Origin of the sequence: Gallibacterium salpingitidis (assembly GCF_001678495.1) — a bacterium.
Lineage (GTDB): Bacteria > Pseudomonadota > Gammaproteobacteria > Enterobacterales > Pasteurellaceae > Gallibacterium > Gallibacterium salpingitidis.
On the sequence record NZ_JTJL01000048.1, the window covers coordinates 1 to 26,709 of the forward strand.

The 26,709-nt window shown below is 37.6% G+C and carries 24 protein-coding genes; 12 read left to right on the top strand and 12 right to left on the bottom strand.

The genetic code is table 11. The features are described from left to right. Window positions 1-63 precede the first annotated feature (63 nt). The gene (locus QS62_RS08780) at window positions 64-1,371 is read right to left on the bottom strand and encodes a porin (protein ID WP_066108947.1); all 1,308 of its coding nucleotides are present in this window, start codon (window positions 1,369-1,371) and stop codon (window positions 64-66) included. A 229-nt stretch (window positions 1,372-1,600) separates the two neighbouring features. Between QS62_RS08780 and QS62_RS08785 the strand changes: the two genes are divergently transcribed. Next, entirely contained in the window at window positions 1,601-1,891 is a 291-nt protein-coding gene (locus tag QS62_RS08785) for a YfcZ/YiiS family protein (RefSeq protein WP_066108950.1), read from the top strand. 61 nt (window positions 1,892-1,952) lie between these two features. Here the strand turns inward: QS62_RS08785 and QS62_RS08790 are convergent, their stop codons facing one another. From QS62_RS08790 to ruvA, 6 genes are all read right to left on the bottom strand, one after another. Next, the gene (locus QS62_RS08790; RefSeq protein ID WP_066108953.1) at window positions 1,953-2,660 is read right to left on the bottom strand and encodes an ACP-like domain-containing protein; all 708 of its coding nucleotides are present in this window, start codon (window positions 2,658-2,660) and stop codon (window positions 1,953-1,955) included. A gap of 79 nt (window positions 2,661-2,739) precedes the next feature. Beyond that, window positions 2,740-3,093 carry a 50S ribosomal protein L20 gene (gene rplT, locus QS62_RS08795; RefSeq protein WP_066108956.1) on the bottom strand — a complete coding sequence of 118 codons (354 nt, stop codon included), beginning with the start codon at window positions 3,091-3,093 and terminating at the stop codon, window positions 2,740-2,742. Between the two features lie 59 nt (window positions 3,094-3,152). Further along, the gene (rpmI, locus tag QS62_RS08800) at window positions 3,153-3,350 is read right to left on the bottom strand and encodes a 50S ribosomal protein L35 (RefSeq protein ID WP_013745268.1); all 198 of its coding nucleotides are present in this window, start codon (window positions 3,348-3,350) and stop codon (window positions 3,153-3,155) included. A gap of 102 nt (window positions 3,351-3,452) precedes the next feature. Continuing rightward, window positions 3,453-3,995 (bottom strand): translation initiation factor IF-3, encoded by a 543-nt coding sequence (gene infC, locus QS62_RS08805; protein ID WP_082966169.1) that lies wholly within the window; start codon window positions 3,993-3,995, stop codon window positions 3,453-3,455. Window positions 3,996-4,228: 233 nt separating this feature from the next. After that, the gene (ruvB, locus tag QS62_RS08810) at window positions 4,229-5,230 is read right to left on the bottom strand and encodes a Holliday junction branch migration DNA helicase RuvB (RefSeq protein ID WP_066108962.1); all 1,002 of its coding nucleotides are present in this window, start codon (window positions 5,228-5,230) and stop codon (window positions 4,229-4,231) included. A gap of 18 nt (window positions 5,231-5,248) precedes the next feature. Then, a complete protein-coding gene (gene ruvA / locus QS62_RS08815; protein ID WP_066108965.1) occupies window positions 5,249-5,866 on the bottom strand; it encodes a Holliday junction branch migration protein RuvA in 618 nt (205 codons plus the stop codon). A gap of 184 nt (window positions 5,867-6,050) precedes the next feature. Between ruvA and QS62_RS08820 the strand changes: the two genes are divergently transcribed. From QS62_RS08820 to QS62_RS08840, 5 genes are all read left to right on the top strand, one after another. Next, window positions 6,051-6,947: a DMT family transporter gene (locus QS62_RS08820; RefSeq protein WP_066108970.1), complete on the top strand. Its 897-nt coding sequence runs from the start codon at window positions 6,051-6,053 to the stop codon at window positions 6,945-6,947. Window positions 6,948-7,006: 59 nt separating this feature from the next. Beyond that, window positions 7,007-7,549, top strand: coding sequence for a methylated-DNA--[protein]-cysteine S-methyltransferase (locus tag QS62_RS08825; RefSeq protein WP_066108973.1), 543 nt, complete (start codon window positions 7,007-7,009; stop codon window positions 7,547-7,549). A 10-nt stretch (window positions 7,550-7,559) separates the two neighbouring features. After that, window positions 7,560-8,402, top strand: coding sequence for a 23S rRNA (adenine(2030)-N(6))-methyltransferase RlmJ (locus QS62_RS08830; RefSeq protein ID WP_066108976.1), 843 nt, complete (start codon window positions 7,560-7,562; stop codon window positions 8,400-8,402). A 107-nt stretch (window positions 8,403-8,509) separates the two neighbouring features. Beyond that, window positions 8,510-9,862, top strand: a complete 1,353-nt coding sequence (gorA, locus tag QS62_RS08835; RefSeq protein ID WP_066108979.1) for a glutathione-disulfide reductase — start codon at window positions 8,510-8,512, stop codon at window positions 9,860-9,862. Window positions 9,863-10,088: 226 nt separating this feature from the next. Further along, complete coding sequence (locus QS62_RS08840; protein WP_066108982.1) at window positions 10,089-11,384, top strand: ATP-binding protein; 1,296 nt, start codon at window positions 10,089-10,091, stop codon at window positions 11,382-11,384. Window positions 11,385-12,807: 1,423 nt separating this feature from the next. On the opposite strand, the gene sucD is transcribed toward QS62_RS08840, so the two are convergent. The 4 genes from sucD to sucA all read right to left on the bottom strand — a co-directional run bounded on the left by sucD (window position 12,808) and on the right by sucA (window position 18,962). Next, entirely contained in the window at window positions 12,808-13,677 is an 870-nt protein-coding gene (gene sucD, locus QS62_RS08850; RefSeq protein ID WP_065233791.1) for a succinate--CoA ligase subunit alpha, read from the bottom strand. Continuing rightward, window positions 13,677-14,843 (bottom strand): ADP-forming succinate--CoA ligase subunit beta, encoded by a 1,167-nt coding sequence (gene sucC / locus QS62_RS08855; RefSeq protein ID WP_066108986.1) that lies wholly within the window; start codon window positions 14,841-14,843, stop codon window positions 13,677-13,679. Before sucC ends, sucD begins: the two co-directional genes overlap by 1 nt. 84 nt (window positions 14,844-14,927) lie before the next feature. Beyond that, window positions 14,928-16,133, bottom strand: a complete 1,206-nt coding sequence (gene odhB / locus QS62_RS08860) for a 2-oxoglutarate dehydrogenase complex dihydrolipoyllysine-residue succinyltransferase (protein WP_066108989.1) — start codon at window positions 16,131-16,133, stop codon at window positions 14,928-14,930. 15 nt (window positions 16,134-16,148) lie between these two features. Continuing rightward, on the bottom strand, window positions 16,149-18,962 hold the full coding sequence (sucA, locus tag QS62_RS08865) for a 2-oxoglutarate dehydrogenase E1 component (protein ID WP_066108991.1): 2,814 nt from the start codon (window positions 18,960-18,962) through the stop codon (window positions 16,149-16,151). 360 nt (window positions 18,963-19,322) lie between these two features. On the opposite strand from sucA, the gene QS62_RS08870 reads away from it, so the two are divergent. Together QS62_RS08870 and QS62_RS08875 are read left to right on the top strand one after the other, a co-directional pair. After that, window positions 19,323-20,612, top strand: a complete 1,290-nt coding sequence (locus QS62_RS08870) for a citrate synthase (protein WP_066108996.1) — start codon at window positions 19,323-19,325, stop codon at window positions 20,610-20,612. A 154-nt stretch (window positions 20,613-20,766) separates the two neighbouring features. Continuing rightward, complete coding sequence (locus QS62_RS08875; protein ID WP_269147576.1) at window positions 20,767-21,594, top strand: NADPH-dependent F420 reductase; 828 nt, start codon at window positions 20,767-20,769, stop codon at window positions 21,592-21,594. A 2-nt stretch (window positions 21,595-21,596) separates the two neighbouring features. Here QS62_RS08875 and QS62_RS08880 read toward each other — a convergent pair whose 3' ends face one another. After that, complete coding sequence (locus QS62_RS08880; RefSeq protein WP_066109001.1) at window positions 21,597-22,508, bottom strand: LysR family transcriptional regulator; 912 nt, start codon at window positions 22,506-22,508, stop codon at window positions 21,597-21,599. 107 nt (window positions 22,509-22,615) lie between these two features. On the opposite strand from QS62_RS08880, the gene QS62_RS08885 reads away from it, so the two are divergent. The 4 genes from QS62_RS08885 (at window position 22,616) to QS62_RS08900 (ending at window position 26,687) form a co-directional block, all read left to right on the top strand. Beyond that, window positions 22,616-23,473, top strand: coding sequence for an alpha/beta fold hydrolase (locus QS62_RS08885; protein ID WP_082966170.1), 858 nt, complete (start codon window positions 22,616-22,618; stop codon window positions 23,471-23,473). Between the two features lie 134 nt (window positions 23,474-23,607). Continuing rightward, window positions 23,608-24,696 (top strand): aldo/keto reductase, encoded by a 1,089-nt coding sequence (locus tag QS62_RS08890; protein ID WP_066109003.1) that lies wholly within the window; start codon window positions 23,608-23,610, stop codon window positions 24,694-24,696. A 196-nt stretch (window positions 24,697-24,892) separates the two neighbouring features. Beyond that, on the top strand, window positions 24,893-25,468 hold the full coding sequence (locus tag QS62_RS08895; RefSeq protein ID WP_066109006.1) for a TetR/AcrR family transcriptional regulator: 576 nt from the start codon (window positions 24,893-24,895) through the stop codon (window positions 25,466-25,468). A 28-nt stretch (window positions 25,469-25,496) separates the two neighbouring features. Further along, window positions 25,497-26,687, top strand: a complete 1,191-nt coding sequence (locus QS62_RS08900; protein WP_066109009.1) for an efflux RND transporter periplasmic adaptor subunit — start codon at window positions 25,497-25,499, stop codon at window positions 26,685-26,687. Window positions 26,688-26,709: the final 22 nt, after the last annotated feature.

Below are 26,709 nucleotides of genomic sequence, written 5' to 3' on the forward strand. Positions count from 1 at the left end.
TCAACAGTCTGAGGCTGAACACAAAGTTCAGCCTTTTTTGTCGCTATTACTACTAGCAGAAAATTAGAAACGGTAATTTAAGCCTAAACCGTAAAGTGTTGCAGTTGATTTAGAATCAAATGTTCCTGCAATACCATTTTGTTCTTCAGTAAATTTCAAGTTTTTACCTTTAATAAAGGCAAAACCAGCATCAACTGAAAGGTTTGGCGTAAAGCGATAAGTTGCCCCTAAAGTGTACCAAGTACGATCGGTATCTGGAATTGAGATTGAATTATAACCTTTTGGTACAGCACTTTCATCATGAGCTACACCAGCACGTAATGTTAACTTATCATCTACATCATAGATAAAACCAAGCGCAATACGGGTAGTATCACTAAAGTTTTCATCTTTCTGGAATAATTGTTGTCCGTCACGATATGCATATAATTCTTTAAAACGGCTCCATTCAGTGCGTTTTACACTATAAGTAACCGCAAACTTTGGTAATAAACGATGGTAACCTGCCACTTCCCAATAAGCTGGTAAAGGTAATGTTAATGAACCTGAACCATTTCCCCCTTTAACACCTAATGCTTGACGAAGTGTAAGAGGTCCTCTCAAACTAGGAATCAATGCAGGAGTTACAGGAATATCTGTTGAATAATCACCATCAAAATCTAGTGATACATGTGAATGATATGATACACCAATACGGTTATTTTCATTAAACTCATAAACTGCACCAACATTCCAACCATAACCCCAAGTATCACCTTCTAATTTATGTAATACACTAGAATTTTTTAAACCAAGAAGAGACAAACGTGGATCTAATTGTGATAATCCACCTAAATAACGTTCCACTACTGCATCAGCATATACTGCATTTAATCCTGCACCCACACTAAAATTATTAGTTACACGATAAGCACCACTTAAATTAAAGTTTATTGTGGTTAAATCAGTTTTACCACCAAAAGGACCAGCTGCATAATTGTCATCAAATTCAGTCGCTAATCCATAATTAACATTGATGCCACCACCGATAGAAAAACGATCATTGATTGGATAAACACTATAAACATAAGGAAGAACTTCTTTTGTTGCAATATTCTTATGGTCAGCATTCCGTCCTAAGAAAGTACCAGTCAAATCAATATTCGGATTTACATAAATTCCACCAACAGAAATTTCAGGACGTTTAAAGAATGTCATTAATGCTGGATTTGATGCTACAACAGAAGCATCTTCGGCAATAGCTGCATCACCAGCATAAGCACGACCTAAACCTGAAGTTGAGGTTTCATGTAATTGGAAAGCAGAAGCGAACGCACCTTGAGATGCCACTGCCACTAAACTTGCAATTAGAGTTTTGGAAAGTAAACGCATTGAGTTATTCCTTGTAGTTATAAAAAATATTTTAATTTTAAGGCTCGCATATTATGGAAATTTTTACCTTAACTCAATACGATTTATGGTTATCTATACAGTGATTAGACCAGTAGTTCAATTTTACTCTTGATATAGATCAAAATTACGCAACTCTGCACCGTTTTCTCTTTATCTCGTGTTAAAATAAATTTGTTTTTTTATATCTTTTTTTGAAATGGAGTTATTTATGAGCCAAATGAAATGTAAACCTGAAGAAGCAAAAGTATGTTGCTGTGTTGATGTTGGTACAGTAATTGATAATGAAGATTGTAGTGTGAGTTTCAGTCAAGTGTATGAAAGTGAAGAACAAGCTAAAGAAGCACTTGCTTATTTAACTGAAAAAGCGCGTGCAGCGGAAAGCGATCCTTGTGAAATTAGTAGTGAAATTGTTGCAGTTGATGGTGGTTATCAACTTAATGCAAACTTCACTTTCTGTTGCCAAGCAGAAACCATGATTTTCCAACTCTCTACTCGTTAATTACGAAAACTTTTCTTTATATAGTGTGTAGTTTTACTACACACTATTATTTTCAATGCAGTTATTTTGTCACAACACACTCTTGCAATAACACTTTATCGTCTGTCGCAGTTTTACCTAATTGTAGCCACGAGTTAATTTTGCTGGTTTGCCAATCCTCATCCTTTAGCGTATCTAAGCTAAGTAAATATTGCTGATTAGCGAATACTGGATTATTACTGTTACTCAACTTTTTATCCAATGGTAACAATTGTGTTTTATCTTGCCATAACACCGCCGCTTGCTGTTTTGTATATGTCACAACTAATGTTTTGCCATTATCGCAACGGTAAGTAATGTGATTAGATGTGGTTTGCTTCTCTTTTTCTAACTGATCTGAAATGATTAATTTAACATTATAAATGCGATGTTCTTTCGGTTGTTTGCGAGCATCATTACGTGTTTGAAACACACTTAAAATATATTTACCTGAATAAGGTAATAACTGACGACTTGCCGCTAAATCAACTTGCTTTGTTTTTTTCGCATATGCTAAGGAAAATTGAATCTGTGGATCTTTTTGTAATACTTCTAATTCCGCTAATTGTCCTTTTTTCGCATAAAAGCTATAACGATCTACGGCATAGCCTTGGATTGTTCCATTTAACTCTGCATAATTTTCCCCTTTCGGAAATTGCACATTGAAGTTATTTTCGGTAACAGCCGCATTCACCGTACCAATTTGCAAACAAGCCACTAACGCCACAATTGCTACTGTTTTTAATTTCATCGTTATTCTCCCTTTGATAATAAAAAAGGATAGTGTTATTACCACTATCCCTTCTCACGAACTAAAATAATTCGGTTAATTAAAGTGCTGATTTTGCTTTTTCAACTAATGCAGCAAATGCAACTTTGTCGAATACTGCGATATCAGCAAGAATCTTACGATCGATTTCAACAGAAGCTTTTTTCAAACCATTGATGAAACGGCTGTAAGATAAACCATTTTGACGCGCTGCAGCGTTGATACGAGCAATCCATAATTGACGGAATTGACGTTTACGTTGACGACGGTCACGATAAGCATATTGACCAGCTTTAATTACTGCTTGGAAAGCAACACGATATACACGAGAACGTGCACCATAATAACCTTTAGCTGCCTTAAGAACTTTCTTATGACGAGCTCTTGCGATAACACCACGTTTTACACGGGCCATAGGAATCTCCTTTGTCTATTTGTACTTAAAAAATAACGAAACGTTCGCAAAACCGTAGGTTATGCGTATGGTAAACAAGCTACGACTAAAACTTGGTCTGCTTTCGCAACCATTGATTTATGACGTAAATGACGTTTACGTTTAGTTGATTTCTTAGTCAAAATATGACGAAGATGAGATTGTTTACGTTTAAAACCGCCAGTTCCAGTTTTTTTGAAACGTTTAGCAGCACCACGTACTGTTTTAATTTTAGGCATGAGTTTAACTCCGCATTGTTTACTATTAATCACCAATAATTAGGCGAATAAAAAGTAACGATTAATTGATCGTTACTTCTATTACTTGAGTTGCACTAATTATTATTTCTTTTTCGGGGCAAGTACCATCACCATTTGGCGACCTTCGATCTTAGATGGTTCAGATTCAACGACAGCTAAATCTGCTAAATCTGCTTTAATACGATCTAACATCTCGATACCAATTTGTTGATGAGCCAATTCACGACCACGGAAACGTAGCGTAATCTTGGTTTTATCCCCATCTTCTAAAAAGCGAATCAGGCTGCGTAGTTTTACCTGATAGTCGCCTTCGTCAGTTCCTGGACGGAACTTAATCTCTTTTACTTGAACTACTTTCTGCTTTTTCTTTTGCTCTTTTGCAGTTTTGCTCTTTTCATAGAGGAACTTACCGTAATTCATAATGCGACACACTGGTGGCTCAGCATTAGGGCTTATTTCAACTAGATCAAGATCGGCTTGTTCCGCCATTTCCAACGCTTGTTGGATAGATACGATACCCGCTTGTTCACCATCTTGGTCAATTAAGCGGACTTCCTTCACACGAATTTCATCATTAATACGATTCGGGCGATTAGTTGCTGGGGCTTTTTTTACGGTTTTAATAGTCTTGTTCCTCTAATAATTTCACTTACAACTGCACTGCTTTCTTTACAATTTTTCTTAAGCAGAAGTTCTATTTATAAATAGTTTGCCTGTTCTTTGGCAAAAAACGTGCAAATTCTATAAGATTTCAGTTAAGGTTGCAATAACAACTCTAGCTCTCTCTTGTATTTTTCCTCAATAATAATCCTATTCCGACCAGTTTTTCGGTAAGAAGCAATAAAATTGTTAATTTTTTATACTTGAGTGATCCCAAAATGGCGATAAGTATGTGAGGTAGCAATACGACCTCTTGGTGTACGCTGTAAAAAACCTTGTTGGATTAAATAAGGTTCTAACACATCTTCGATCGTTTCTTTCTCTTCACCAATTGCCGCTGCGAGATTATCTAAACCCACTGGGCCGCCATCAAAACGTTCGATAATTGCCATTAATAATTTGCGATCCATAAAGTCGAAACCTTCTGAATCAATATCCAACATACTTAATGCTGATTTGGCAACTTCTTGTGAAATAAAGCCGCCATTTTTTACATCGGCATAATCTCGTACACGACGCAATAAACGATTAACAATCCGCGGTGTACCACGAGAACGTCTAGCAATTTCGTGTGCCGCTTCATCGGCGATTTGCAAATTAAGACAGTTGGCACTGCGCATTACAATCGAGGTTAAATCAGGAATTGAATAAAATTCTAGGCGTTGCACAATACCAAAACGATCTCGTAACGGTGAAGTTAACGAACCTGCTCTGGTTGTTGCTCCCACCAAGGTAAACGGTGGTAAATCCAATTTGATCGAACGCGCTGCCGGCCCTTCACCAATCATAATATCCAATTGATAATCTTCCATTGCTGGATAAAGTACTTCCTCAATTGCTGGCGATAAGCGGTGAATTTCATCAATAAATAAAACATCGTGCGGTTCAAGATTTGTCAGCATAGCGGCAAGATCGCCCGCTTTTTCAAGAACAGGCCCTGAAGTAGTCCGAATATTAACGCCCATTTCATTAGCGACAATATTTGCTAATGTAGTTTTACCTAACCCAGGTGGTCCAAAGATTAATAGATGATCTAAAGCATCTTGGCGCATTTTGGCTGCTTTGATAAAAATATCCATCTGCTCACGTACATGTGGCTGTCCGACATAATCTTGTAATAATTTAGGGCGAATTGCGCGATCAATATACTCTTCTTCTGCTTTAGCGGTTGGACTAATAATGCGATCTACTTCAATCATCTTTTCTACCGTTTTGTATTACAGCGCATTTTTTAATGCTTCACGAATTAATTGTTCACTGTTGAGATCTGGCTGTGCAACTCGTTTCACCATTTTTTCCGCTTCTGTTGGTTTATAACCTAAAGCGACTAATGCAGAAATTGCATCGTCCACTGGCGAAGATTCCGCCATCACAATAGGTTCATCCATTGTTGCACCAACTTTCTTCTCAACAAAGAAATCTTCTTGTGGATACTGTTTAAATTTGCCTTTTAATTCTACCAGTAAACGCTCTGCTGTTTTCTTACCTACACCAGGAATTTTGACTAATTTTGATAACTCTTCATGCTCAATTGCATAAGCAAATTCACTCACTGACATCGCCGATAAAATTGCTAATGCCAATTTAGGACCAACACCATTTGTTTTAATCAATTCACGAAATAATGTGCGATCTTGTTTTTGATAAAAACCGAATAAGAGATGGGCATCTTCCCTAACCACTAAATGCGTATAAAGCGTGGTTTCCATATTAATTTCTGGCAGATGATAAAAACTTGTCATTGGTAATAACAACTCATAACCGACACCATTAACATCTAACAAGATTTCTGGCGGTGACTTCTCTAACAAAATACCTCGTAAATGCCCAATCATTATACTCAACCTCACAAAAAAACTGCTGCATAGCATACAAGAAAACTGTATAAACATCCAGTAACTTTAATCAAGCCATTTTCGCTATAACAACAATTGATCAATTCTTTTAGAAAAAGGTTTTACACGCTTCTAATGAATGCCGATAATACATAACAATAAAAAAAGAAAATGGATATCAGGCATGAAAAATATTAATGGTAGCGGTGAAATTATACTCTTTTTTGTTTCTATTTTAGCGGCAGCAGGTTGGTTCTTTTCAAAATATGCTTTAGTTGGCTTTCCACCCGTTGGTTTTATTGGTTTACGTTTCTTCTCTGCTGCACTAATTTTCTTCCCTTTTGCCTATCCACAATTTAAGCGTTTAACTCATTCTGAAATTTTGCGTGCACTCTCTACTGGCTTAGTATTTGCGATTTTTATGGCGACTTGGATTATCGCTATTACCTTTAATAATAATTTAGGTTCTGGTGCCTTTTTATTAAGTGTATCAATGTTATTAGCCCCATTAATTTCTTGGCTAGTCTTTCGTAATAAACCATTGCGTACTTTCTGGATTGCTTTACCAACTGCGCTATGCGGTGTCTATTTATTAGCAAATTCTAAAGGAGATTTTCACTTTTCACTCGATAGTTCATTATATTTACTGGCGTCATTATTCTCTGCCATTTATTTCGTATTACATAATCAATATTCCAAGTCCATTGCCCCTTTACCGCTAACTACATTACAACTTGCGGTTGTTGGTGTGCTTTGTTTATCTTACTCTTTACTTACCGAAGAGTGGCAAAGTGAGATCCCTTCATCAGCAATTGGTTGGTTAGCAACCAGTGTCTTAATTGGTACTAATTTCCGTTATATGTTACAAACTATCGGACAGCGCTACTGCCATATTGCAAATGCCTCAATTATTATGCTGCTTGAACCGGTTTGGACAATTATTTTGAGCGTAATTTTACTCGGCGAACAACTGACAACAGTGAAAATTATCGGTAGCGCTTTAATCTTATCGGCATTATTAATTTATCGAATTCAAAATTTACTTGGTTTACTCAAAGGTAGAAATCGACAATCTACTTGAGAACTAACCAATTTTTTCGCAAAATAGCGTCTTTTTTGTGCTTCCATAAGAGGGAAAAAATGAAAGAACAGATCTTTTTACAAACAATGGATTCCCCTGTGGGAAAATTACAACTATTAGCACATCAACACCATTTAATTGGTATTTTGTTCACTGCTGAATTTGAGCGGCAAAGTGAACATTGGTTAGTCACTGATCATCATCCTGTTTTACAACAAACAGAACAGGCACTGCATAACTATTTTGCAGGACAACAAGATGCGTTTGTTGATCTACCATTAAAATTACTAGGTACAGAGTTTCAGCAAGCTGTTTGGCAGCAACTATTACAAATTCCATTTGGACAAACAGCAACTTACGCTGATATTGCCACTCGTATTGGTAAACCTAAAGCAGTACGTGCTGTAGGTGGTGCCGTTGGACGTAATCCAATTAGTATTATTGTGCCTTGCCATCGTATTTTAGGGAAACAGCAACAATTAACAGGGTTTGGCGGTGGTTTGCCTGTAAAACGTTATCTACTTAAACACGAAAATATTACCTTTATTGATAAGGGTATTGAGTTTGTTACTCCTAAACATTGGAATCGATTAGAAAAATAAGAGGATTTTTATGCTAAGTTATCGCCACAGTTTTCACGCTGGCAACTATGCTGATGTATTAAAACATATTGTGCAATTATTAATTTTGGAAGCCTTACAACAAAAAGAAAAAGGCTTTCTTTATTTAGATACTCACGCTGGTGCAGGGCTTTATTCATTACAAAGCTTTGAAGCTGAAAAAACAGCAGAATTTGTTGACGGTATTGGCGCGTTATGGGAACGACAAGATGTGCCAGAGATTGTGCAATACTATCTAGCACAAATTAAAAAAGTGAATAATTCTGGCAAATTACGCTTTTATCCGGGATCGCCATTATTAGCGGCAAATCTATTACGCCCGCAAGATCGCGCTATTCTTACCGAAATCCATCCTAGCGATTATCCACTATTACGTAAAAATATGCTTAAAAGCCAAAATGTTCAGGTTAAATTAGAAAATGGCTTTCAACAGCTAAAATCTGCATTACCGCCAAAAGAACGTCGTGGTTTTATTTTGATCGATCCGCCTTATGAATTAAAAGAAGATTATCAGTTAGTCGTAGAAGCTATCATTGAGGGCTATAAACGTTTTGCAACAGGTACTTATGCTATTTGGTATCCGGTGGTTTTACGCCAACAAGTGAAAAAAATGATCCACGCATTTGAAGCGACACAAATTCGTAAAATCTTACAAATTGAGTTAGGAATTCGTCCTGATACAGCACAACGTGGTATGACGGCAAGCGGAATGATTGTAATTAATCCACCTTGGAAACTCGAAAGCCAAATGAAAGAGGTATTGCCTTATTTGACAAAAGTATTAGCGCCAGAAGGAACCGGACATTGGTCAGTCAATTGGATCACACCAGAGTAAATCGCTATTACCGATTAAACTGATTTATCGTAACAGTTGGTATCACTGACTGAATTTGGTCAAAATACACATACTTGAACAGAACCTAATAAAATATAGGAGAAAGTATAATGAGAGAATATGATTATATTGCTATCGGTGGCGGTAGTGGCGGTATTGCATCGATTAATCGTGCTGCCAGTTACGGCAAAAAATGTGCCATTATTGAAGCGAAATATTTAGGCGGAACTTGTGTAAACGTAGGTTGTGTACCGAAAAAAGTAATGTGGTATGGTGCACAAATCGCCGAAGCTATTAATCTTTATGCTCCAGATTATGGTTTTGATGTTACCGTTAATCGTTTTGACTTTGCTAAATTACGTGAGAGCCGCGAAGCTTATATTGATCGCATTCATCAATCTTATGAACGTGTTCTTGGTAATAACAAAGTTGATGTCATTCGTGGCTTCGCTAAATTTGTTGACGCTAATACTGTTGAAGTAAACGGTGAACAAATCAGAGCAAAACATATCTTAATTGCAACTGGTGGTCGTCCAAGTCATCCAAATATCGAAGGTGCAGAATATGGGATCGATTCTGATGGTGTATTTGCATTAACAGAATTACCGAAACGCGTTGCTGTTGTTGGGGCAGGTTATATTGCTGTCGAACTTGCTGGCGTATTACATAATCTTGGCGTAGAAACGCATCTATTCGTACGTAAACACGCTCCTCTTCGTAATTTTGATCCACTAATTGTGGAAACCTTAGTTGAAATTATGAATAACGAGGGTGCAACTTTACATACTCAAGCTGTACCACAAAAAGTGGTCAAAAACGCAGATGGTAGCTTAACGTTATTCCTTGAAGATGGTCGTTCACAAACTGTTGATTGCCTTGTTTGGGCGATTGGTCGTGTTCCAATGACAGATAACTTAAACCTTGAAGCCGCTGGTGTAAAAACGAACAGTAAAGGATTTATTGAAGTTGATAAATACCAAAATACCAATGTTAAAGGTATTTATGCTGTTGGTGATAACACTGGTGCAGTTGAATTGACTCCTGTGGCAGTAGCCGCTGGTCGTCGTTTATCTGAACGTTTATTTAACAACAAACCAAATGAACATTTAGATTATAACCTTATTCCAACTGTGGTATTTAGCCACCCACCGATTGGTACCGTTGGTCTCACTGAACCACAAGCAATTGAACAATATGGTGCAGAACAGGTGAAAGTGTATAAATCTACTTTCACTTCTATGTACACTGCCGTTACTCAACATCGCCAACCTTGTCGAATGAAATTGGTTTGTGTTGGTGCTGAAGAAAAAATCGTTGGTTTACATGGTATTGGTTTTGGTGTTGATGAAATGATTCAAGGTTTTGCGGTGGCAATCAAAATGGGTGCTACCAAAAAAGACTTTGATAATACAGTGGCAATTCACCCAACAGGCTCAGAAGAGTTTGTTACTATGCGTTAAACACAACGCACAAACATTCAATATCTCAATATGCCCCAACTTTGTTGGGGTATATTTTTTGTAGGTCGATATTCTTTCTAAACACCAATTCACACTTTTTCCTTAGAAAAAATGTAAAAAATAACATTTTTTCATTGAAAAAAGTGTTTAACCAACTCACTTTTTCCTTGGAAAAAGTGTTTTAATCACTCTATAATAATAAAAAATCCAGAACAGAAGATGCAAAATGAAACGTCATATCTTAGCTTTATTACAGAAATGGAAAACAAAAAACAATCGTAAACCGCTAATTATACAAGGCGCAAGACAAGTTGGTAAAACCTGGATAATGCAGCATTTTGGTGAACAGGCATTTGATCAGGTTGCCTATATCAATTTTGATAACAATCCTAGAATGAAAACCTTATTTTCTGGAGATTACAATATCGATCGGCTGATTTTAGGACTAAAAATTGAAAGTGGTGTTGATATCCAGGCTGAAAATACATTGCTGATTTTTGATGAAATTCAAGAAGTACCACAAGCATTATCTTCTCTAAAATATTTTTATGAAAATGCTCCCCAATTTTATATTATTGCCGCAGGATCATTATTAGGTATATCACTTCACCATCAAACCTCTTTTCCTGTAGGAAAAGTCGATTTCTTGCCAATTTATCCAATGGATTTTCAAGAATTTCTATGGGCAATGGGTAAAGATGATCTCGTTCAACTATTGAAGATGCAAGATTGGGTGTTAATTAGTACGATGAAATCTCATTATATTGAGTTATTGCGTCAATATTATTTCGTTGGTGGTATGCCCGAAGCAGTTAAAAACTTTGTTGCAACACAAAATTTAGATGAAGTACGTCAAGTACAACGTAATCTATTAATGGCGTATGAACAGGATTTTTCTAAACATATTCAAGATGGGCAAACCGTACAACGAGTACGAGCCTTATGGAACAGCATCCCAGAACAACTAGCTAAAGAAAATAAAAAATTTTTCTATACTCATCTACAGAAAGGTGCAAGAAGCAAAGACTATGAGCTCGCTCTACAATGGCTGAAAGATAGTGGCTTAGTGCATACTGTGCAACGTATTAAAAAACCTCACTTACCTCTTAGTGCTTATCAGGATAATGCTTTTAAATTATTTAGTCTTGATGTTGGTTTACTTGCCGCACAAAGTTACTTAGATCCAAGTATTCTACTAGAAGGTAATCGTCTATTTACTGAATTTAAAGGTTCATTAACAGAACAATATGTCTTACAACAATTGCTAGTACTACAAGATAATCCTATCTTCTACTGGGCAACGGAAAAAGGCACCGCCGAAGTCGATTTTATTTTACAACAAGGACAGGATGTTACGCCTATCGAAGTAAAAGCTGAAGAAAATCTTAAAGCAAAAAGTTTAAAAGTGTATGTTGATCAGTATCAACCTAAACAGGCACTACGATTATCAATGGCGGATTACAAAGAACAAGATTGGGTGGTAAATATACCGTTATATGCCTTGAGTAAGAAATTAGCTTAAGATACCAACTTATTTTGTTTTTATGATTTGATGAAGTTTTTGAGGATTACAGATAAAAGATATTTAGTGATAATTTTTTTCTGCTAATTCACTAACAATTATAACTCACTAATTTTTAAATATCTTATTTGCCAATGGTATGTATTTAATCATTTCTTCGAAAAATTATACGTACAAAATATATTATAATAGCCCCTATAATTGAATTTGCTATAGGTTCAAAAAAATCAATGCTACTTGTAATATCATTAATGTATTTATCAAATAGAAAAGAAAATATTTTTCCTGAAATTATTCCCACATAAACTGCAATAAATCCATATATGAAAATTTTCATTATTTATTACCCTCTTTATTTCTTGATAAAATATTATCTATTCCAAAATCAGAAATACTCCCAATAGCAGAACCAATTAAAGTTTTAGCAAAATATTTTTCAATTAATAAATCTAACATATAAAATACAAATAAGAATATAAACATCGATCCTTTTAGCAATCAATAAAAATTTCTATAATCAATTAAATCCCCATAGTTAATATATCTTAAAATAAAAATAGGTGTTCCAATTACCAACAAATATAAATAACATATCAAAAATACTAAAAACCATTTTTCTATTATCTCTATTCATTTTTTATTATGTATATAGATAAACTAAATTTTTGAGAAAAAAGTAATTATTTCAGTCCAAACATCTTTCCAATTTTTGCAAGTAAAACTGTAAAAATTGTTGCTAATAATGCTTTCGATAACATACTATTATAAAATATTTATATCAAAAATAAAAACTTTATCATAAAAAAATCAAGCAATCTAAATAACAGATAAATCACTATAAAACAAACATAATAACATATGAATATACTACATACTCCTAATATTTTTTCTTCATTATTTTGATTCCTTTTGACGAATAGTTATATCCATACTTTTATCAAACATCCTTCATCCCCTTGAATATTTGATAAATCTTTAATTGCATTATTTAGTCTTTCTTTATTTTTAATATAGAATTATTAGAATATCTAGCTTTAGCATTTCAGAGAAATTTCCTCCGATAAAAAATTTTTAAAATCTATTAAACTCAGTACTTGTATATATTTATTCAAAATTAATTTAAATAACTACTTTTTATTTTATATGTTTTAATAAGTATATTCTTATATCATTTTGATAGAAAATAAATCATCAAAACTAATTTTACACACATTATTTTTATAATTTATAAATAATATATTATATTTAGTTTCTATACTAACCACTTCTTTCATCTCTAAGGAGAAAATTTCTAAATTTTGATAGTTAATAAAAATATTAACTTCAGCGAGATAAGTAAAATATACATATATTTCTACCAGGCTACAAAAAATCCGCCTGACGGCGGATTTCTTTCATTTAATTTTAGTAATTAAAATACTAACTAGCCTAATAACTCACGTAATGCTTTACCAATATCAGCTAAGCTACGTACAGTTTTCACGCCTGCTGCTTCAAGTGCTGCATATTTTTCATCTGCGGTTCCTTTACCACCGCTGATAATCGCACCTGCGTGTCCCATACGTTTACCTTTTGGCGCAGTTACCCCAGCAATATAAGAAACAACTGGTTTAGTGACGTGTTGCTTAATATAAGCTGCCGCTTCTTCTTCTGCCGAACCACCGATTTCACCGATCATCACAATCGCTTTCGTTTCAGGATCAGCTTCAAATAGTTTAAGGATATCAATAAAACTTGAACCTGGAATTGGGTCACCACCAATACCAACACAAGTTGATTGGCCATAACCTTCATCAGTAGTTTGTTTTACAGCTTCATAAGTTAATGTACCTGAACGAGATACGATACCAATGCTACCTTTTTTGTGAATATGTGCTGGCATAATACCGATTTTACATTCACCCGGAGTAATTACGCCAGGGCAGTTAGGGCCAATCATACGTACACCAGTTTGGTTAAGTTTTTGTTTTACTACTAACATATCCACTGTTGGGATACCTTCAGTAATACAAACAACTAGCTGAATACCTGCATCAATCGCTTCTAAAATTGCATCTTTACAGCCCGGCGCTGGTACATAAATAACAGAAGCTGTTGCGCCTGTTGCTTCTACTGCTTCACGAACAGTATTAAATACTGGTAAACCTAGATGAGTTGTGCCGCCTTTATTTGGTGAAACCCCACCGACTAATTGAGTACCGTAAGCTAAAGCTTGTTCTGAATGGAAAGTTCCTTGACCGCCAGTAAAACCCTGACAAATAACTTTTGTATTTTTATCAATTAAAATAGACATTATTTTTCCTCCGCAGCTTTAACTACCATTTGTGCCGCTTCTGTTAATGAATTGGCCGCCATAATTTTAAGTCCACTATTTGCTAGAATTTCACGACCTAATTCAGCGTTGTTTCCTTCTAATCTCACCACAACTGGTACATTGATACCAACTTCTTTCACCGCATCAATAATTCCGTTAGCAATCAAGTCACAACGTACAATACCACCAAAGATATTTACCAATACCGCTTTTACATTTTTATCAGAAAGGATAATTTTGAAGGCTGTTGCCACACGTTCTTTTGTTGCACCACCACCAACATCGAGGAAGTTCGCCGGATTACCACCATGAAGTTTAACAATATCCATTGTTCCCATTGCTAAACCAGCACCATTCACCATACAACCGATGTTACCATCAAGCGCAACATAGTTAAGTTGTGATTCTTCTGCTTCCGCTTCACGTGGATCTTCTTGGCTTAAATCACGCATTGCGAGTAAATCTGGATGACGATATAACGCATTACCATCAATCACGACTTTCGCATCTAAACAATGTAATTTTCCGCTTTCTAAAATTACTAATGGGTTAATTTCGAGTAATGCCGCATCTTTTTCGATAAAGAGTTTGGTTAATTGGCAGAACATTTGTGTGAATTGTTTGGTTTGTTCTGGATTTAAACCCAATTTAAACGCTAACTCACGACCTTGATATGGCATACCACCAATTAGTGCATCCACATAAACTTTATGTAATAAATGTGGTGTTTTTGCTGCTACTTCTTCAATATTTACCCCACCTTCAGTTGATGCCATAAAGACTACTGATTGTGATGAACGGTCAATTACCATTCCTACATACAACTCTTTTTGGATTTGTGAAGCTTCTTCGATATAAATTGTATTAACTGGTTGACCATTCGCATCAGTTTGGAAAGTAACCAAACGTTTGCCTAACCAGCGATCAAAAAATTCGGCGACTTCTTGTTCAGTACGAGCTAATTTTACGCCGCCCGCTTTACCACGTCCGCCAGCATGAACTTGACATTTTACTACCCATTCATTGCCGCCTAATGTTTTCATCGCTTGTAAACCTTCTTCTAAGTTTTGACAAGCAATACCTTTACTTACAGGTAAGTTATATTCAGCAAAAATTTGCTTACTTTGATATTCATGTAAATTCATGCTTTCTCCTATTGATTGCATTTGCACCGCCCGCCATTAATCACTAATGGCAGGCATTGATTGAATGTAGTAATAATTATTAGCTTAGATTTCTAATAAGATACGTGTTGGATCTTCCAACAATTCTTTAATGGTTACTAAGAAACCGACTGACTCTCTACCATCAACTAAACGGTGATCATAAGACAAGGCAAGATACATCATTGGACGAATCTCAACTTGACCATTCACCGCAACCGGACGATCTTTAATCGCATGCATACCTAAAATGGCACTTTGTGGTGGGTTGATAATCGGTGTTGACATTAATGAACCAAACACACCGCCGTTGGTAATAGTGAAATTACCACCTGTGAGATCTTCAACAGTTAATTTACCGTCACGACCTTTTTCCGCTAATACTTTAATTTGTTTCTCAATTTCAGCCATACTGAGTTGATCACAGTCGCGTAATACTGGTGTTACCAAGCCGCGTGGCGTTGAAACAGCAATACTAATATCAAAATAGTTGTGGTACACAATATCATCACCGTCAAGTGAGGCATTGATTTCTGGATAACGTTTTAACGCTTCTACTACTGCTTTCACATAGAAAGACATAAAGCCTAAACGTACACCATGTTTCTTCTCAAATTGTTCACCGTATTGTTTACGTAATTTCTTGATTGGAGTCATATCCAATTCATTGAAAGTAGTAAGCATTGCTGTACTATTTTTTGCTTCTAATAGACGTTCAGCAATACGTTTACGTAAACGAGTCATAGGTACACGTTTTTCACTGCGTGCTGCTAATGCCGGTGCAGCTTCTTCAACTGCCGGTTTCGCAGTCGATACAGAAGCAGCATAAGCTTCAACATCTTCACGAGTTAAACGTCCGCCTACACCAGAACCTTTAATTTTGCTCGGATCAAGATCTTTTTCTGCAAGTAAACGACGTACCCCTGGGCTTAAAGCATCATTTGAACTATCAGGTTCAATCGCAGCATGTTGACGATCTGAAGGGGTTGGTTCAGTTTGGTTAACGCTAGCTTTAGTTTCTTCGCCTTCTTTTACTTCGCGTAACTTACCTAATAGTTGTTTACTAACAACAGTTGCACCTTCTTCTTCAACAATGCTATCTAAAACACCATCAATACTCGCAGGAACTTCTAACACCACTTTATCGGTTTCAATTTCAACAAGCACTTCATCACGTTTAACAAAATCACCTGCTTTTTTATGCCAAGTGGCAACAGTTGCATCGGCAACAGATTCCGGCAAATCAGGAACAACAATTTCAACATTACTCATTTATATATCCTCTACTTAGTTAGATTCTTTTGATTCAATAGTTAGTGCATCATCAATCAACGCTTTTTGTTGTTTGATATGTAATGACATATAACCTACCGCTGGTGATGCAGACGCTGGACGTCCTGCATAACGCAACTTCGTGCCTTCTGGTAAGGACGCATAGAAATTATGTTGGCTACAATACCAAGCACCTTGGTTTTGTGGCTCTTCTTGACACCATACAAAATCAGTGACGTGTTGATACGCTGATAAAATTTCTTTCATCTCTGTATGTGGATAAGGGTATAACTGTTCGATACGTACTATCGCCACATCAGTGATTTCACGTTTACGTCTTTCTTCTAACAGATCGTAATAAACCTTACCTGAACATAACACGACACGTTTTACTTGTTTTGCATCTAAATTATCAATTTCACCAATCGCATTTTTGAATTCGCCATCATAAAGTTCTGCCATTTCTGAAACAGCTAATGGATGACGTAATAAAGATTTTGGTGTAATCACGATAAGTGGACGACGTACTTTACGTAATAATTGACGTCTTAACATATGGTAAACTTGCGCTGGTGTTGATGGCACACAAACTTGAATATTATCTTCAGCACAAAGTTGTAGATAACGCTCTAAACGTGCAGATGAATGTTCTGGACCTTGACCTTCATAACCATGAGGTAACAACATCACTAAACCACACATTCTGCCCCATTTTTGTTCACCTGAACTGATAAATTGGTCGATTACAACTTGTGCCACGTTAGCGAAATCACCAAATTGTGCTTCCCATAAAGTTAAAGTTCTTGGTGTTGTGGTAGCGAAACCATATTCAAATGCCAACACTGATTCTTCTGAAAGTACAGAATCCCAAACTTCAAATTCACCTTGTTGATCATGAAGGTGTTGCAATGGAGTATAAGTTGTACCATTTTCTTGGTTATGTAAGACGGCATGACGGTGGAAGAATGTACCACGTCCAGCATCTTCACCAGATAAACGGATATGGTTACCTTCATCGAGTAAAGTGGCATAAGCCATTGTTTCCGCCATACCCCAGTCAAATGGTTTCTCACCTTTTGCCATCGCTTGGCGATCAGCGTAAATTTTCGCTACACGACTTTGTAATGGATGATTAGCTGGATATTCACTAATCTTATGCGCTAACGCTTTAAAACGATCTTGTGGGAATTTGCTTTCATATGGACAAGTCCAGCTATGATTTAAATATGGTAACCAGTCAATTTTGTTCATATCAATTGGTACAAATTCCGGCACCACACATTCACCGCGATCCAATGCATCACGATAATCATTCACGATAGCTGTCGCTTCTTCCTCTGAAATTACTTGCTGTTCTACTAATAAATCAGCATACACTTTGCGAGGAGTTGGGTGTCCTTTAATTTTCTTATACATCAACGGTTGAGTTGCTGACGGTTCATCAGCTTCGTTATGCCCATGACGACGATAAGAGATAAGATCAATGAAGATATCACGTTTAAATTTAGCACGATATTCCACCGCAAGACGACCAGCAAACGCTACCGCTTCAGGATCATCACCATTAACATGGATAATCGGTGCCTGAATCATTTTCGCAATATCAGTACAATATTCTGTTGAACGGGTATCATTAGGATTAGAAGTGGTAAAACCAATTTGGTTATTAATAACAATACGAATGGTACCGCCTACAGTATAACCACGAGTCGCTGACATATTTAAGGTTTCTTGTACAATTCCTTGCCCTGCAACCGCTGAGTCACCATGAACAGTTACTGCTAACACATTCTGACGTTCAGTATCATGGCTGCGATTTTGTCTAGCACGTACTGAACCGATAACTACTGGACTTACAATTTCTAAGTGTGATGGGTTAAAAGCTAATGCCAAATGCACTAGCCCATCTTCTGTCATAAAGTTAGACGAAAAACCTTGGTGATATTTCACATCACCGGTTCTATTACTTGCATGCTTCCCGGCAAATTCATCAAATAATTCACTTGGTTTCTTACCTAATACATTAACTAACATATTGAGGCGTCCACGATGCGCCATTCCCATCACAACATCTTTCACACCATGTTTGCTGGCATGACGAATAATTTCTTTCATCAATGGAATAAAAGCATCACTACCTTCTAAAGAGAAACGTTTTGCGCCTGGGAATTTGGCACCAAGATAACGTTCTAAACCATCTGCCGCTGTTAGTTCTTTTAAGAACGTTAATTTTTCTTCTTTATTAAACAACGGTTTATTTAATACAGATTCAATTTTACTTTGTAACCAACGACGCATTTCGACATTAGTTACGTGCATAAATTCTAAACCAATATGCCCACAATAGGTTTCTTTTAACGCTTTATCAATTTCACGCAACGTCATGCTTTCGCGTTGATACGCATAATGACCTAAATTAAAACGTTCATCTAGCTCATCATCGGTAAAACCATGATGGTGATAATCGAGCTCTTGGATTTTTGGACGGTTCCACATATTGAGTGGATCAAGGTTGGCATTTAAATGTCCGCGGAAGTGATATGCATTAATCCATTGTAATAAACGAACTTGTTTTGCACCTGCTTCAGGATCAATTACAGTTTGTTGACCACGACGGCTTTCACTAGCTAAACGTCTAAAATAGTCTTTAATTGGAGTATGTGGTTGATCGTTTTCTGCTTTCCATTGTTGGAAAATTGACTGCCATTCTGAGGAAACACTGTTAGGGTCGGTTAGATAAGATTCATAAAGATCTTCAATATAAGATTGGTTTGCGCCTCCAAATGCGGTTGAGGCGAGCCATTCTTTCATTGTATTGTTAGATTGCATTGATAAGTCCTTCACTTTTTTACTTACAACAGTTGCGCTACAACTTTTTTCACTAGTTTATAAGTTTAACAACAAATTCGATGTTACTCCTATAAAATAGCTAGAAGATTCACTCGAAATTGGAGTATGCTTATTATCGTCCATTAAAAAATTATTTTCTGTGACATTTGTTACATTTTTAACAAAAACAAAACAAACAATCCCCAGAAATTTTTTGATCTACCTCTAATTTTAAAAAAAAATAGGAGCAGTCAAAAAATAATGGTGATATATTGCATAACAAGTTATTAACATATATATAAATGAGCTAACAATATCATACTGACTTATTTCTAAGAAAGACAATATAAGGAGGAATTTATGTCAGAAGAACTTACTGCAAAGCTAACGCTTAGTGATGGCCGCGAATATGACCTACCAGTACATAGAGCAACACTAGGCTATGATGCAGTTGATGTACAATCACTTACTTCACAAAAACTCTTCACTTTTGACCCCGGCTTAATGTCAACCGCTACTTGCAAATCATCTATTACTTATATTGACGGCGACAAAGGAATCTTATTACACCGCGGTTATCCAATTGACCAACTTGCAGAAAATGCAGATTATCTAGAAGTAGCTTACTTATTACTTTTCGGAGAACGTCCTACCTTACAAGAATATAAAGAATTCGTTCAACTCGTTAAACGTCACACACTAGCACACGAACAACTTAGCCGCTTCTTTAACGGATTCCGTCGTGACTCACATCCAATGGCGGTAATGTGTGGGGTAAGTGGTGCATTAGCAGCGTTCTATCATGACTCTATTGATGTTAAAGATCCGAAAAACCGCGAATTAACAGCAATTCGTTTATTGGCCAAAATGCCTACTTTAGCGGCGATGTGTTATAAATACTCTATCGGCCAACCATTTATGTTCCCACAAAACCATCTATCTTACGCAGGTAACTTCCTATATATGATGTTTGCAACACCTTGTGAACCTTATGTAGTCAACCCTGTATTAGAAAGAGCAATGGATCGTATCTTTATTCTTCACGCTGACCACGAACAAAATGCTTCGACTTCAACTGTTCGTACGGCAGCTTCTTCTGGTGCAAACCCATTTGCTTGTATCGCAGCAGGTATCGCTTCACTTTGGGGACCAGCTCATGGTGGTGCTAATGAAGCTTGTATCAATATGCTTGAAGAAATTGGTACTGTTGATCGTATTCCTGAATTTATTGCGCGTGCAAAAGACAAAAATGATCCATTCCGTTTGATGGGCTTCGGTCATCGTGTATATAAAAACTATGACCCACGTGCAAAAGTAATGCGTCAAACCTGTCATGAAGTATTACAAGAATTAAAAATTGATAACCCATTATTCGATGTTGCTATGGAATTAGAACGTATCGCGCTTAACGATCCATACTTCATTGAAAAGAATCTCTATCCAAATGTTGACTTCTACTCTGGTATTATCTTGAAAGCTATCGGTATTCCAACTTCAATGTTTACTGTAATGTTCGCTTTAGGACGTACCGTAGGTTGGATTGCGCACTGGAAAGAAATGTATAACCAAGGTAATTTCAAAATCGTTCGTCCACGTCAAATTTATACTGGCGCGAAACAACGTGATTTTGAACCAATGGATAAAATTTAAATTCCTCCTACCTTAACTGTTTACCCACACTATTAGCGATAATGGTGTGGGTGTTTTTTATCTACTCTTCTTTATTGTTAAATTGTTGAAATTTCTACATCACTGCATTCAAGTTTATTGACTTCTCCACACCAATAAAAACACAGATAATGTTATCAAAAATTGTAAAAATAAGGAGTTTTCAATGCAGTTACATACTATCGGTATTCTCGGTACGGGGATGATCGGCAGTGCGCTTGCACGTTTATGCGTCGAACAGGGTTATGATGTCATTCTCAGCCAATCGAAAAATGCGTCGGCATTAAAACAATCTTTAGGTGATAAAGCGAAAATCGCATCCGTAGAAGAAGTTGCCTTTCAAAGCGATTTGGTGATTGCCGCTATTCCGTTTTCCGCTTATCAAATGCTGCCGGTAAAAGCGTTGTCATCTAAAATCGTGATCGAAACGATGAATTATTATCCGTCGGTGCGTGACGGTCATTTTCCCGATTTGGATCAGGCACATTTGACCAGTAGTGAAATGATTCAACATCATCTTAAAGACAGCTTTGTCGTCAAAGCGTTACATAATCTGGATTTTCATCATTTATATGCCAATGCGCGTCCGCTCAATCATCCGGAACGAACAACATTGCCTGTTGCCGGTGATGATGAAGCGGCAAAACAAACCGTTATCGAATTTATTCAGCACATCGGTTATAACGCGGTTGATATCGGTACACTGTCTGAAAGCTGGCGGATTGAACCCGGCACGCCGTTATATGTTTGGCCGTATGTGCCAACTATTCCTGACGAATTCAATGAAGAACAGGCGCGTCAATATTATTTGACGCACGCAGGCAAACCTTTAACCGCGTCACAAGTCAAAGAGATGGCGGCAAATACGCAACGGCACTTTCCTGTCGGCGGTTATGCCGAAGATTTACCAACCATTCATACACAATTAGTTGCTGAAATTTATCAACAGCGGCAAGCAAAATAGCGTTATCGTGTTTTCCGTTTGCGTGGCGGACTCACTCTTAAGGCATCCAAGACAGCGGCAAACGCGGACGAAGTTTGTCGCCGTTTCGGATAATATAAATAAGCATCATAACTTGTCCACCATTCCTGTAACAACGGAACCAAACGCCCTGATTGGAAGTGCGGTTCAGCCAATTTCAACGGAATATAACCGATACCTAATCCTTCCAGTGTCGCTTCTAAAACCATAAAAGTACTGTTGACAATCACGCGACCATCAACACGCACATTAACGGCTTTTCCCTCTTTTTCCAATCCCCACACAGCCAATCCGCCATAAGTCGGCAAACGCAGATTGATACAGCTATGATGCGTTAATTCATCCGGCGTTGTCGGTGTACCGTTTTGGGCTAAATATTCAGGTGCGGCGGCAACGACTAACTGTTCATTAGGCGAAATCAATACCGCAACCATATCTTTTGCAATTAAATTTCCTGCACGCACACCGGCATCAAACCCTTCAGCCACAATATCAATTAAACCGTAATTCATATTCAGCTCTAATTGAATATCCGGATTTGACTTTAACAACGGCATTAATTTCGTCCACAACAACATATTAATGGCATAATCTGCCGCACTGATACGCACCATTCCTGCCGGTTTTTCGCGAAATTCCGTCAAAGCGGTCAGCTCAGCTTCAATATCCGCCAAACGCGGTTCCAATGTTGCCAGCAATCTTGCTCCGGCATCGGTTGTCGATACGCTGCGTGTCGTCCGCGTTAATAAACGAATACCCAAACGTTTTTCTAAAGCATTGATCGTATGGCTCAATGCTGAACGCGATAAGCCTAATTTCGCAGCTGCACGCGCAAAACTTTTCTCTCTGGCAACCAAAGCGAATGCCTGTAAATCGGCTAAATTTTCTCTGCTCATTGTTGAAATATATTCACCTTAACATTCAAATTGTTGTTCTTCACAGTATAAATAAAAGATTTCATAATGTCACTCATCACCAATAAATCAAATGAGGGCAAATATTTATGCATTTATTTTCTACTGCTAAATGGCGAATGGTGTGGACTTTTTTCGTTTCATTACTGTTGCTGTTTTCCGGTGTAAATCATGCCGTTGCACAAAATACTGCTGCAACAGCAGTATCGTCAGCCGTATCGACAAATCAGGAGAATCGCCAATCACGCACTTATGTTTTGGTGCATGGGGCTTGGTTTGGCGGTTGGGTATGGAAAGATGTCGCACAACAACTGCGTGCTGCCGGGAATACCGTCTATACACCCAGCCTAACAGGATTAGGAGATCGTCGTCATTTACGCCAAACAGGCATCAATTTGGATACCCACACTGACGATATTGTCAATCTGATTTTAGATGAAGATTTACACAACGTTGTATTGGTCGGTTGGAGCTACGGCGGAATGGTAATCAGCAATGTGGTTGCCCAAATCCCGGATCGTATTGCATCTATGGTGTATTTGGACGCCTACTTTCCTGAAAAAGGACGTTCAGCAGCCAGCTATATTCCGGATCAAAGCTATTTAGCGATGATGGCTGATTTAGCAGGCAATAATCAAGATATTCCGCCTTTATCTATGCAGGAAGTCGGCATTACAGACGCGAAACTTGCCGCATATGTTGCACCGCGCATCAGTCCGCAACCTGTCGGTACATTTTTACAACCGTCAAAAGCATTGACACAACGTCCTAAACATATTGCCTATACCTTTATTTTAGCCGGACGTTTTAACGGTGCATTATTCCGCCCTATTTATCAACGATTTCAGCAAGAACATATCGGCGACACTTTTGTTGTCAACAGCAGTCACGCCGCGATGTTAACTGCACCGAAGGAAACCGCGGAATTATTACAACACGTTCGTTAAAAGGAGATGAAATCATGCAACAAGAGCAAACAACATCATTCAACAGAAGACGTTTTATCCAGAGTACAGCCTTACTCGCCATGTTGGCTGCCTCTCCCTTTTCACTGGCTCAATCTGTTTTAAGGAGACCAAGTATGGCATTAGATGACTATATCACTTTAGGTCAATCGGGTTTGCGTGTCAGCCCGTTTGCCTTAGGAACAATGACTTTCGGCGAAGATTTGGGTTGGGGATCAAGTGTTAAAGATTCACAAACCATTTTAGACCGTTATATTGAATTAGGCGGCAATTTTCTTGATACCGCTAACGGCTATACCAAAGGGCATTCCGAAAAAATTATCGGTGATCACCTTGCATCGTCACCGAGCAAACGGCAAAAAATGATTATTGCCACCAAATTCGGTACTAATCTTTCGCCCGGCAACCCGAATGGCGGCGGAGCAAGTCGGCGAGCAATTATTGCCGCTTGCGATGAATCGTTGCGTCGTCTGCGTACCGACTACATCGATTTATATTGGATGCACCATTGGGATAAAAATACGCCGATTGAAGAAACAATGAACGTTCTCAATGACTTGGTCAAACAAGGCAAAGTCCGTTATCTTGGCGTTTCCGATACACCGGCATGGAAAGCGACACAAGCACAAATGATTGCCCGTCAAAACCATTGGGCACCGTTTATTGCCACCCAAATCGAATATTCACTTGCCGAGCGTACAGTGGAAGGCGAATTGATCCCGATGGCGCAAGAACTGGGAATGGCGGTTATGCCTTGGGCACCGTTAGCGGCAGGACGCATCAGCGGCAAATATAGACGTGATAATCTGAAAACCGTTTCCGGCGGTCGTGCAGCATTAATGGCGCCGCGTATGACGGAAAAACATTTTGCCATTGTTGACGCTTTAGCCGCTATCGCCAAAGAATTGAACAGCACCATTCCTCGTGTTGCTTTGGCTTGGGTGCAAAATCGTCCCGGTGTGCAAACGACCATTATCGGCGCGCGCACTTTGGCACATCTCGAAGACAATGTACAGGCACTCAGCTTGCAGCTGGATGATCAACATATTCAGCAATTGGATAAATTGACCGAGCCGACATTGCCGTTCCCGATAGCGTTTTTGCGCGGTAATGCCACTGCTCTGCATCAAGGCGGTACAACCGTTAACGGAGTACCTTCACAAATACACCCTTACGGTCCGCGTGATGCACAGGATCATTATTAAATATCTATCTTGAATTAAACATAGCACAAAAGTACCGTTTTGCTTTTGTGCTATTAGTTTTTCTGATATTAGTCCTACCCCGATTTTCACTACTCTTTTCTGATGTTTAGCTCGATAAAAATCTTGACTTTGATCACAAAAAAAATAGAATGAACGAACGTTCATTCATAATAAAAGAAGGGGGCAAAATAATCCAATGACAGCAGAAAATGAAATGCTTCAACATATCTTCCATTCGACGGAAAAATTAATCGCACAATATGGTATTCACCAACTTTCCATGCAAAAAATCGCTAAAGAAGCAGGAATTGCTGCTGGTACGATATATATCTATTTTGAAAGCAAAGAAGAACTTTTAAAGCGCTTGGCTTTTAATATTTTCCAACAAGTTCAGGAATGTATAGATAAAGGAGTTAACTCACAAATGTCACTATTTGATCAATATCGACAAATGTGGTGGAACATTTGGGATTTATTACACAATAAACCTTACATCATTCTTAACGTGAATCAATATAAAGCATTACCTGATTTTTATGAAATGACACGTGAATGCCACAATCCAGAACAAGATGCCTGGTTTCATTTCGTTAATAAAGGAAAACAATCCGGAGAACTTGCTGATTTACCAAAAGAAGTTCTATTTAGCTTAAGCCTAGAAAGTGCTTTTAAAATGGTCGAAAAGGATCTACATCTACATATTAAAAGTGATAAACAGATGCTAGAACAAGTTATCAAACATAGCTGGAATGCTATTTTACCTATTTCTTAACTAATTTCATTTATACGGAGAAGATTAAATGACTGATATTCAGGCAGTGAAGCCTAGTCGTTCAAAACAGTTCCTAGTAAAAATTATTTTGTTGGTTGCCATCTTAATATTTGCGCTAGTTATTGCAGCACACTTTATTAAGCAAACCAAGACAAATGAGTTTCTAGCGAATATGCCACCTAATATTACCCCAATTACGGCAATTAAAATTGAACCGCAAGATTGGATTCCTGTAATCAATAGCACCGCCTTAATCCGTCCAAATCAAGGCGCAATGTTAAGTGCACAATCGACAGGGATGATCCAAAGCGTAAACATTAAATCTGGTCAACATGTGAAAAAAGGACAAGTGTTAGTTGAACTAGATAATTCTGTTGAAAAGGCAAATCTTATTGCTTCAGAAGCAAAATTGCCTGCCGCTAAATTAACTTATCAACGCTATCTTTCTTTAGCAAAGACTAACAGTGTTTCAAAAACAGAATTAGACAATGCGAAAGCCACTTATGAAAACCTTGTTGCCACCATCAATGCACTTAAAGCAACCATTGAACGTCGCCAAATTATTGCACCTTTTGATGGCGAAGCAGGGATTGTCAAAGTTAATGTTGGTGAGTATGTTACTGCTGGTACTGAAATTGTACGTGTTGAAGATCGTAGCAAAATGAAAGTCAATTTCGGCATTTCACAAGACGAACTCAGTCAATTACATCTACAACAGCAAGTAAAAGCGGTTAGCGATGTTTATCCTGATGAAACTTTCTCAGCAGTAATCACCGCGATCGAACCGGCTATTAACAAATCCACCGGGTTAGTCGAAGTGGAAGCCACTTTTGAAGGGCAAACCAAATTAATTTCCGGTATGTTCGTTCATCTTAAAGTAGAACGTCAAACCGAAACCAATCAAGTGGTCGTGCCGCAAGTTGCCATCAGCTACAATATGTATGGTGAAACCGCTTATATCCTCGTTCCGCTTACAGAAGAAGATAAAGCGAAACTCGGCGACCAACCGTTGGATAATGTCTATAAAGCACAACAAATCACAGTGCAAACTAAAGACCGTCGCAGTGTTCACGCTCAATTAGCAGCAAACCCTGCACTTAAAGCCGGCACCTATATCATTACCGGTGGGTTGCAGAATGTCAGCGGCGGCAGTTATGTCAGAGTGGTTGATAAACCGGTGATTGGTGCTACTGAACCAGAAACAAAAACTAATCTTTAAGCATTAGCAAATTAGGAAAAAA

Bases quoted from the DNA above. Each gene is read 5' to 3' on its own strand.
- QS62_RS08780 (WP_066108947.1), bottom strand. From the start codon at position 1,371: ATGCGTTTACTTTCCAAAACTCTAATTGCAAGTTTAGTGGCAGTGGCA.
- QS62_RS08785 (WP_066108950.1), top strand. From the start codon at position 1,601: ATGAGCCAAATGAAATGTAAACCTGAAGAAGCAAAAGTATGTTGCTGT.
- QS62_RS08790 (WP_066108953.1), bottom strand. From the start codon at position 2,660: ATGAAATTAAAAACAGTAGCAATTGTGGCGTTAGTGGCTTGTTTGCAA.
- rplT (WP_066108956.1), bottom strand. From the start codon at position 3,093: ATGGCCCGTGTAAAACGTGGTGTTATCGCAAGAGCTCGTCATAAGAAA.
- rpmI (WP_013745268.1), bottom strand. From the start codon at position 3,350: ATGCCTAAAATTAAAACAGTACGTGGTGCTGCTAAACGTTTCAAAAAA.
- ruvB (WP_066108962.1), bottom strand. From the start codon at position 5,230: ATGATTGAAGTAGATCGCATTATTAGTCCAACCGCTAAAGCAGAAGAA.
- ruvA (WP_066108965.1), bottom strand. From the start codon at position 5,866: ATGATTGGGCATTTACGAGGTATTTTGTTAGAGAAGTCACCGCCAGAA.
- QS62_RS08820 (WP_066108970.1), top strand. From the start codon at position 6,051: ATGAAAAATATTAATGGTAGCGGTGAAATTATACTCTTTTTTGTTTCT.
- QS62_RS08825 (WP_066108973.1), top strand. From the start codon at position 7,007: ATGAAAGAACAGATCTTTTTACAAACAATGGATTCCCCTGTGGGAAAA.
- QS62_RS08830 (WP_066108976.1), top strand. From the start codon at position 7,560: ATGCTAAGTTATCGCCACAGTTTTCACGCTGGCAACTATGCTGATGTA.
- QS62_RS08840 (WP_066108982.1), top strand. From the start codon at position 10,089: ATGAAACGTCATATCTTAGCTTTATTACAGAAATGGAAAACAAAAAAC.
- sucD (WP_065233791.1), bottom strand. From the start codon at position 13,677: ATGTCTATTTTAATTGATAAAAATACAAAAGTTATTTGTCAGGGTTTT.
- sucC (WP_066108986.1), bottom strand. From the start codon at position 14,843: ATGAATTTACATGAATATCAAAGTAAGCAAATTTTTGCTGAATATAAC.
- odhB (WP_066108989.1), bottom strand. From the start codon at position 16,133: ATGAGTAATGTTGAAATTGTTGTTCCTGATTTGCCGGAATCTGTTGCC.
- sucA (WP_066108991.1), bottom strand. From the start codon at position 18,962: ATGCAATCTAACAATACAATGAAAGAATGGCTCGCCTCAACCGCATTT.
- QS62_RS08870 (WP_066108996.1), top strand. From the start codon at position 19,323: ATGTCAGAAGAACTTACTGCAAAGCTAACGCTTAGTGATGGCCGCGAA.
- QS62_RS08880 (WP_066109001.1), bottom strand. From the start codon at position 22,508: ATGAGCAGAGAAAATTTAGCCGATTTACAGGCATTCGCTTTGGTTGCC.
- QS62_RS08885 (WP_082966170.1), top strand. From the start codon at position 22,616: ATGCATTTATTTTCTACTGCTAAATGGCGAATGGTGTGGACTTTTTTC.
- QS62_RS08890 (WP_066109003.1), top strand. From the start codon at position 23,608: ATGGCATTAGATGACTATATCACTTTAGGTCAATCGGGTTTGCGTGTC.
- QS62_RS08895 (WP_066109006.1), top strand. From the start codon at position 24,893: ATGACAGCAGAAAATGAAATGCTTCAACATATCTTCCATTCGACGGAA.
- QS62_RS08900 (WP_066109009.1), top strand. From the start codon at position 25,497: ATGACTGATATTCAGGCAGTGAAGCCTAGTCGTTCAAAACAGTTCCTA.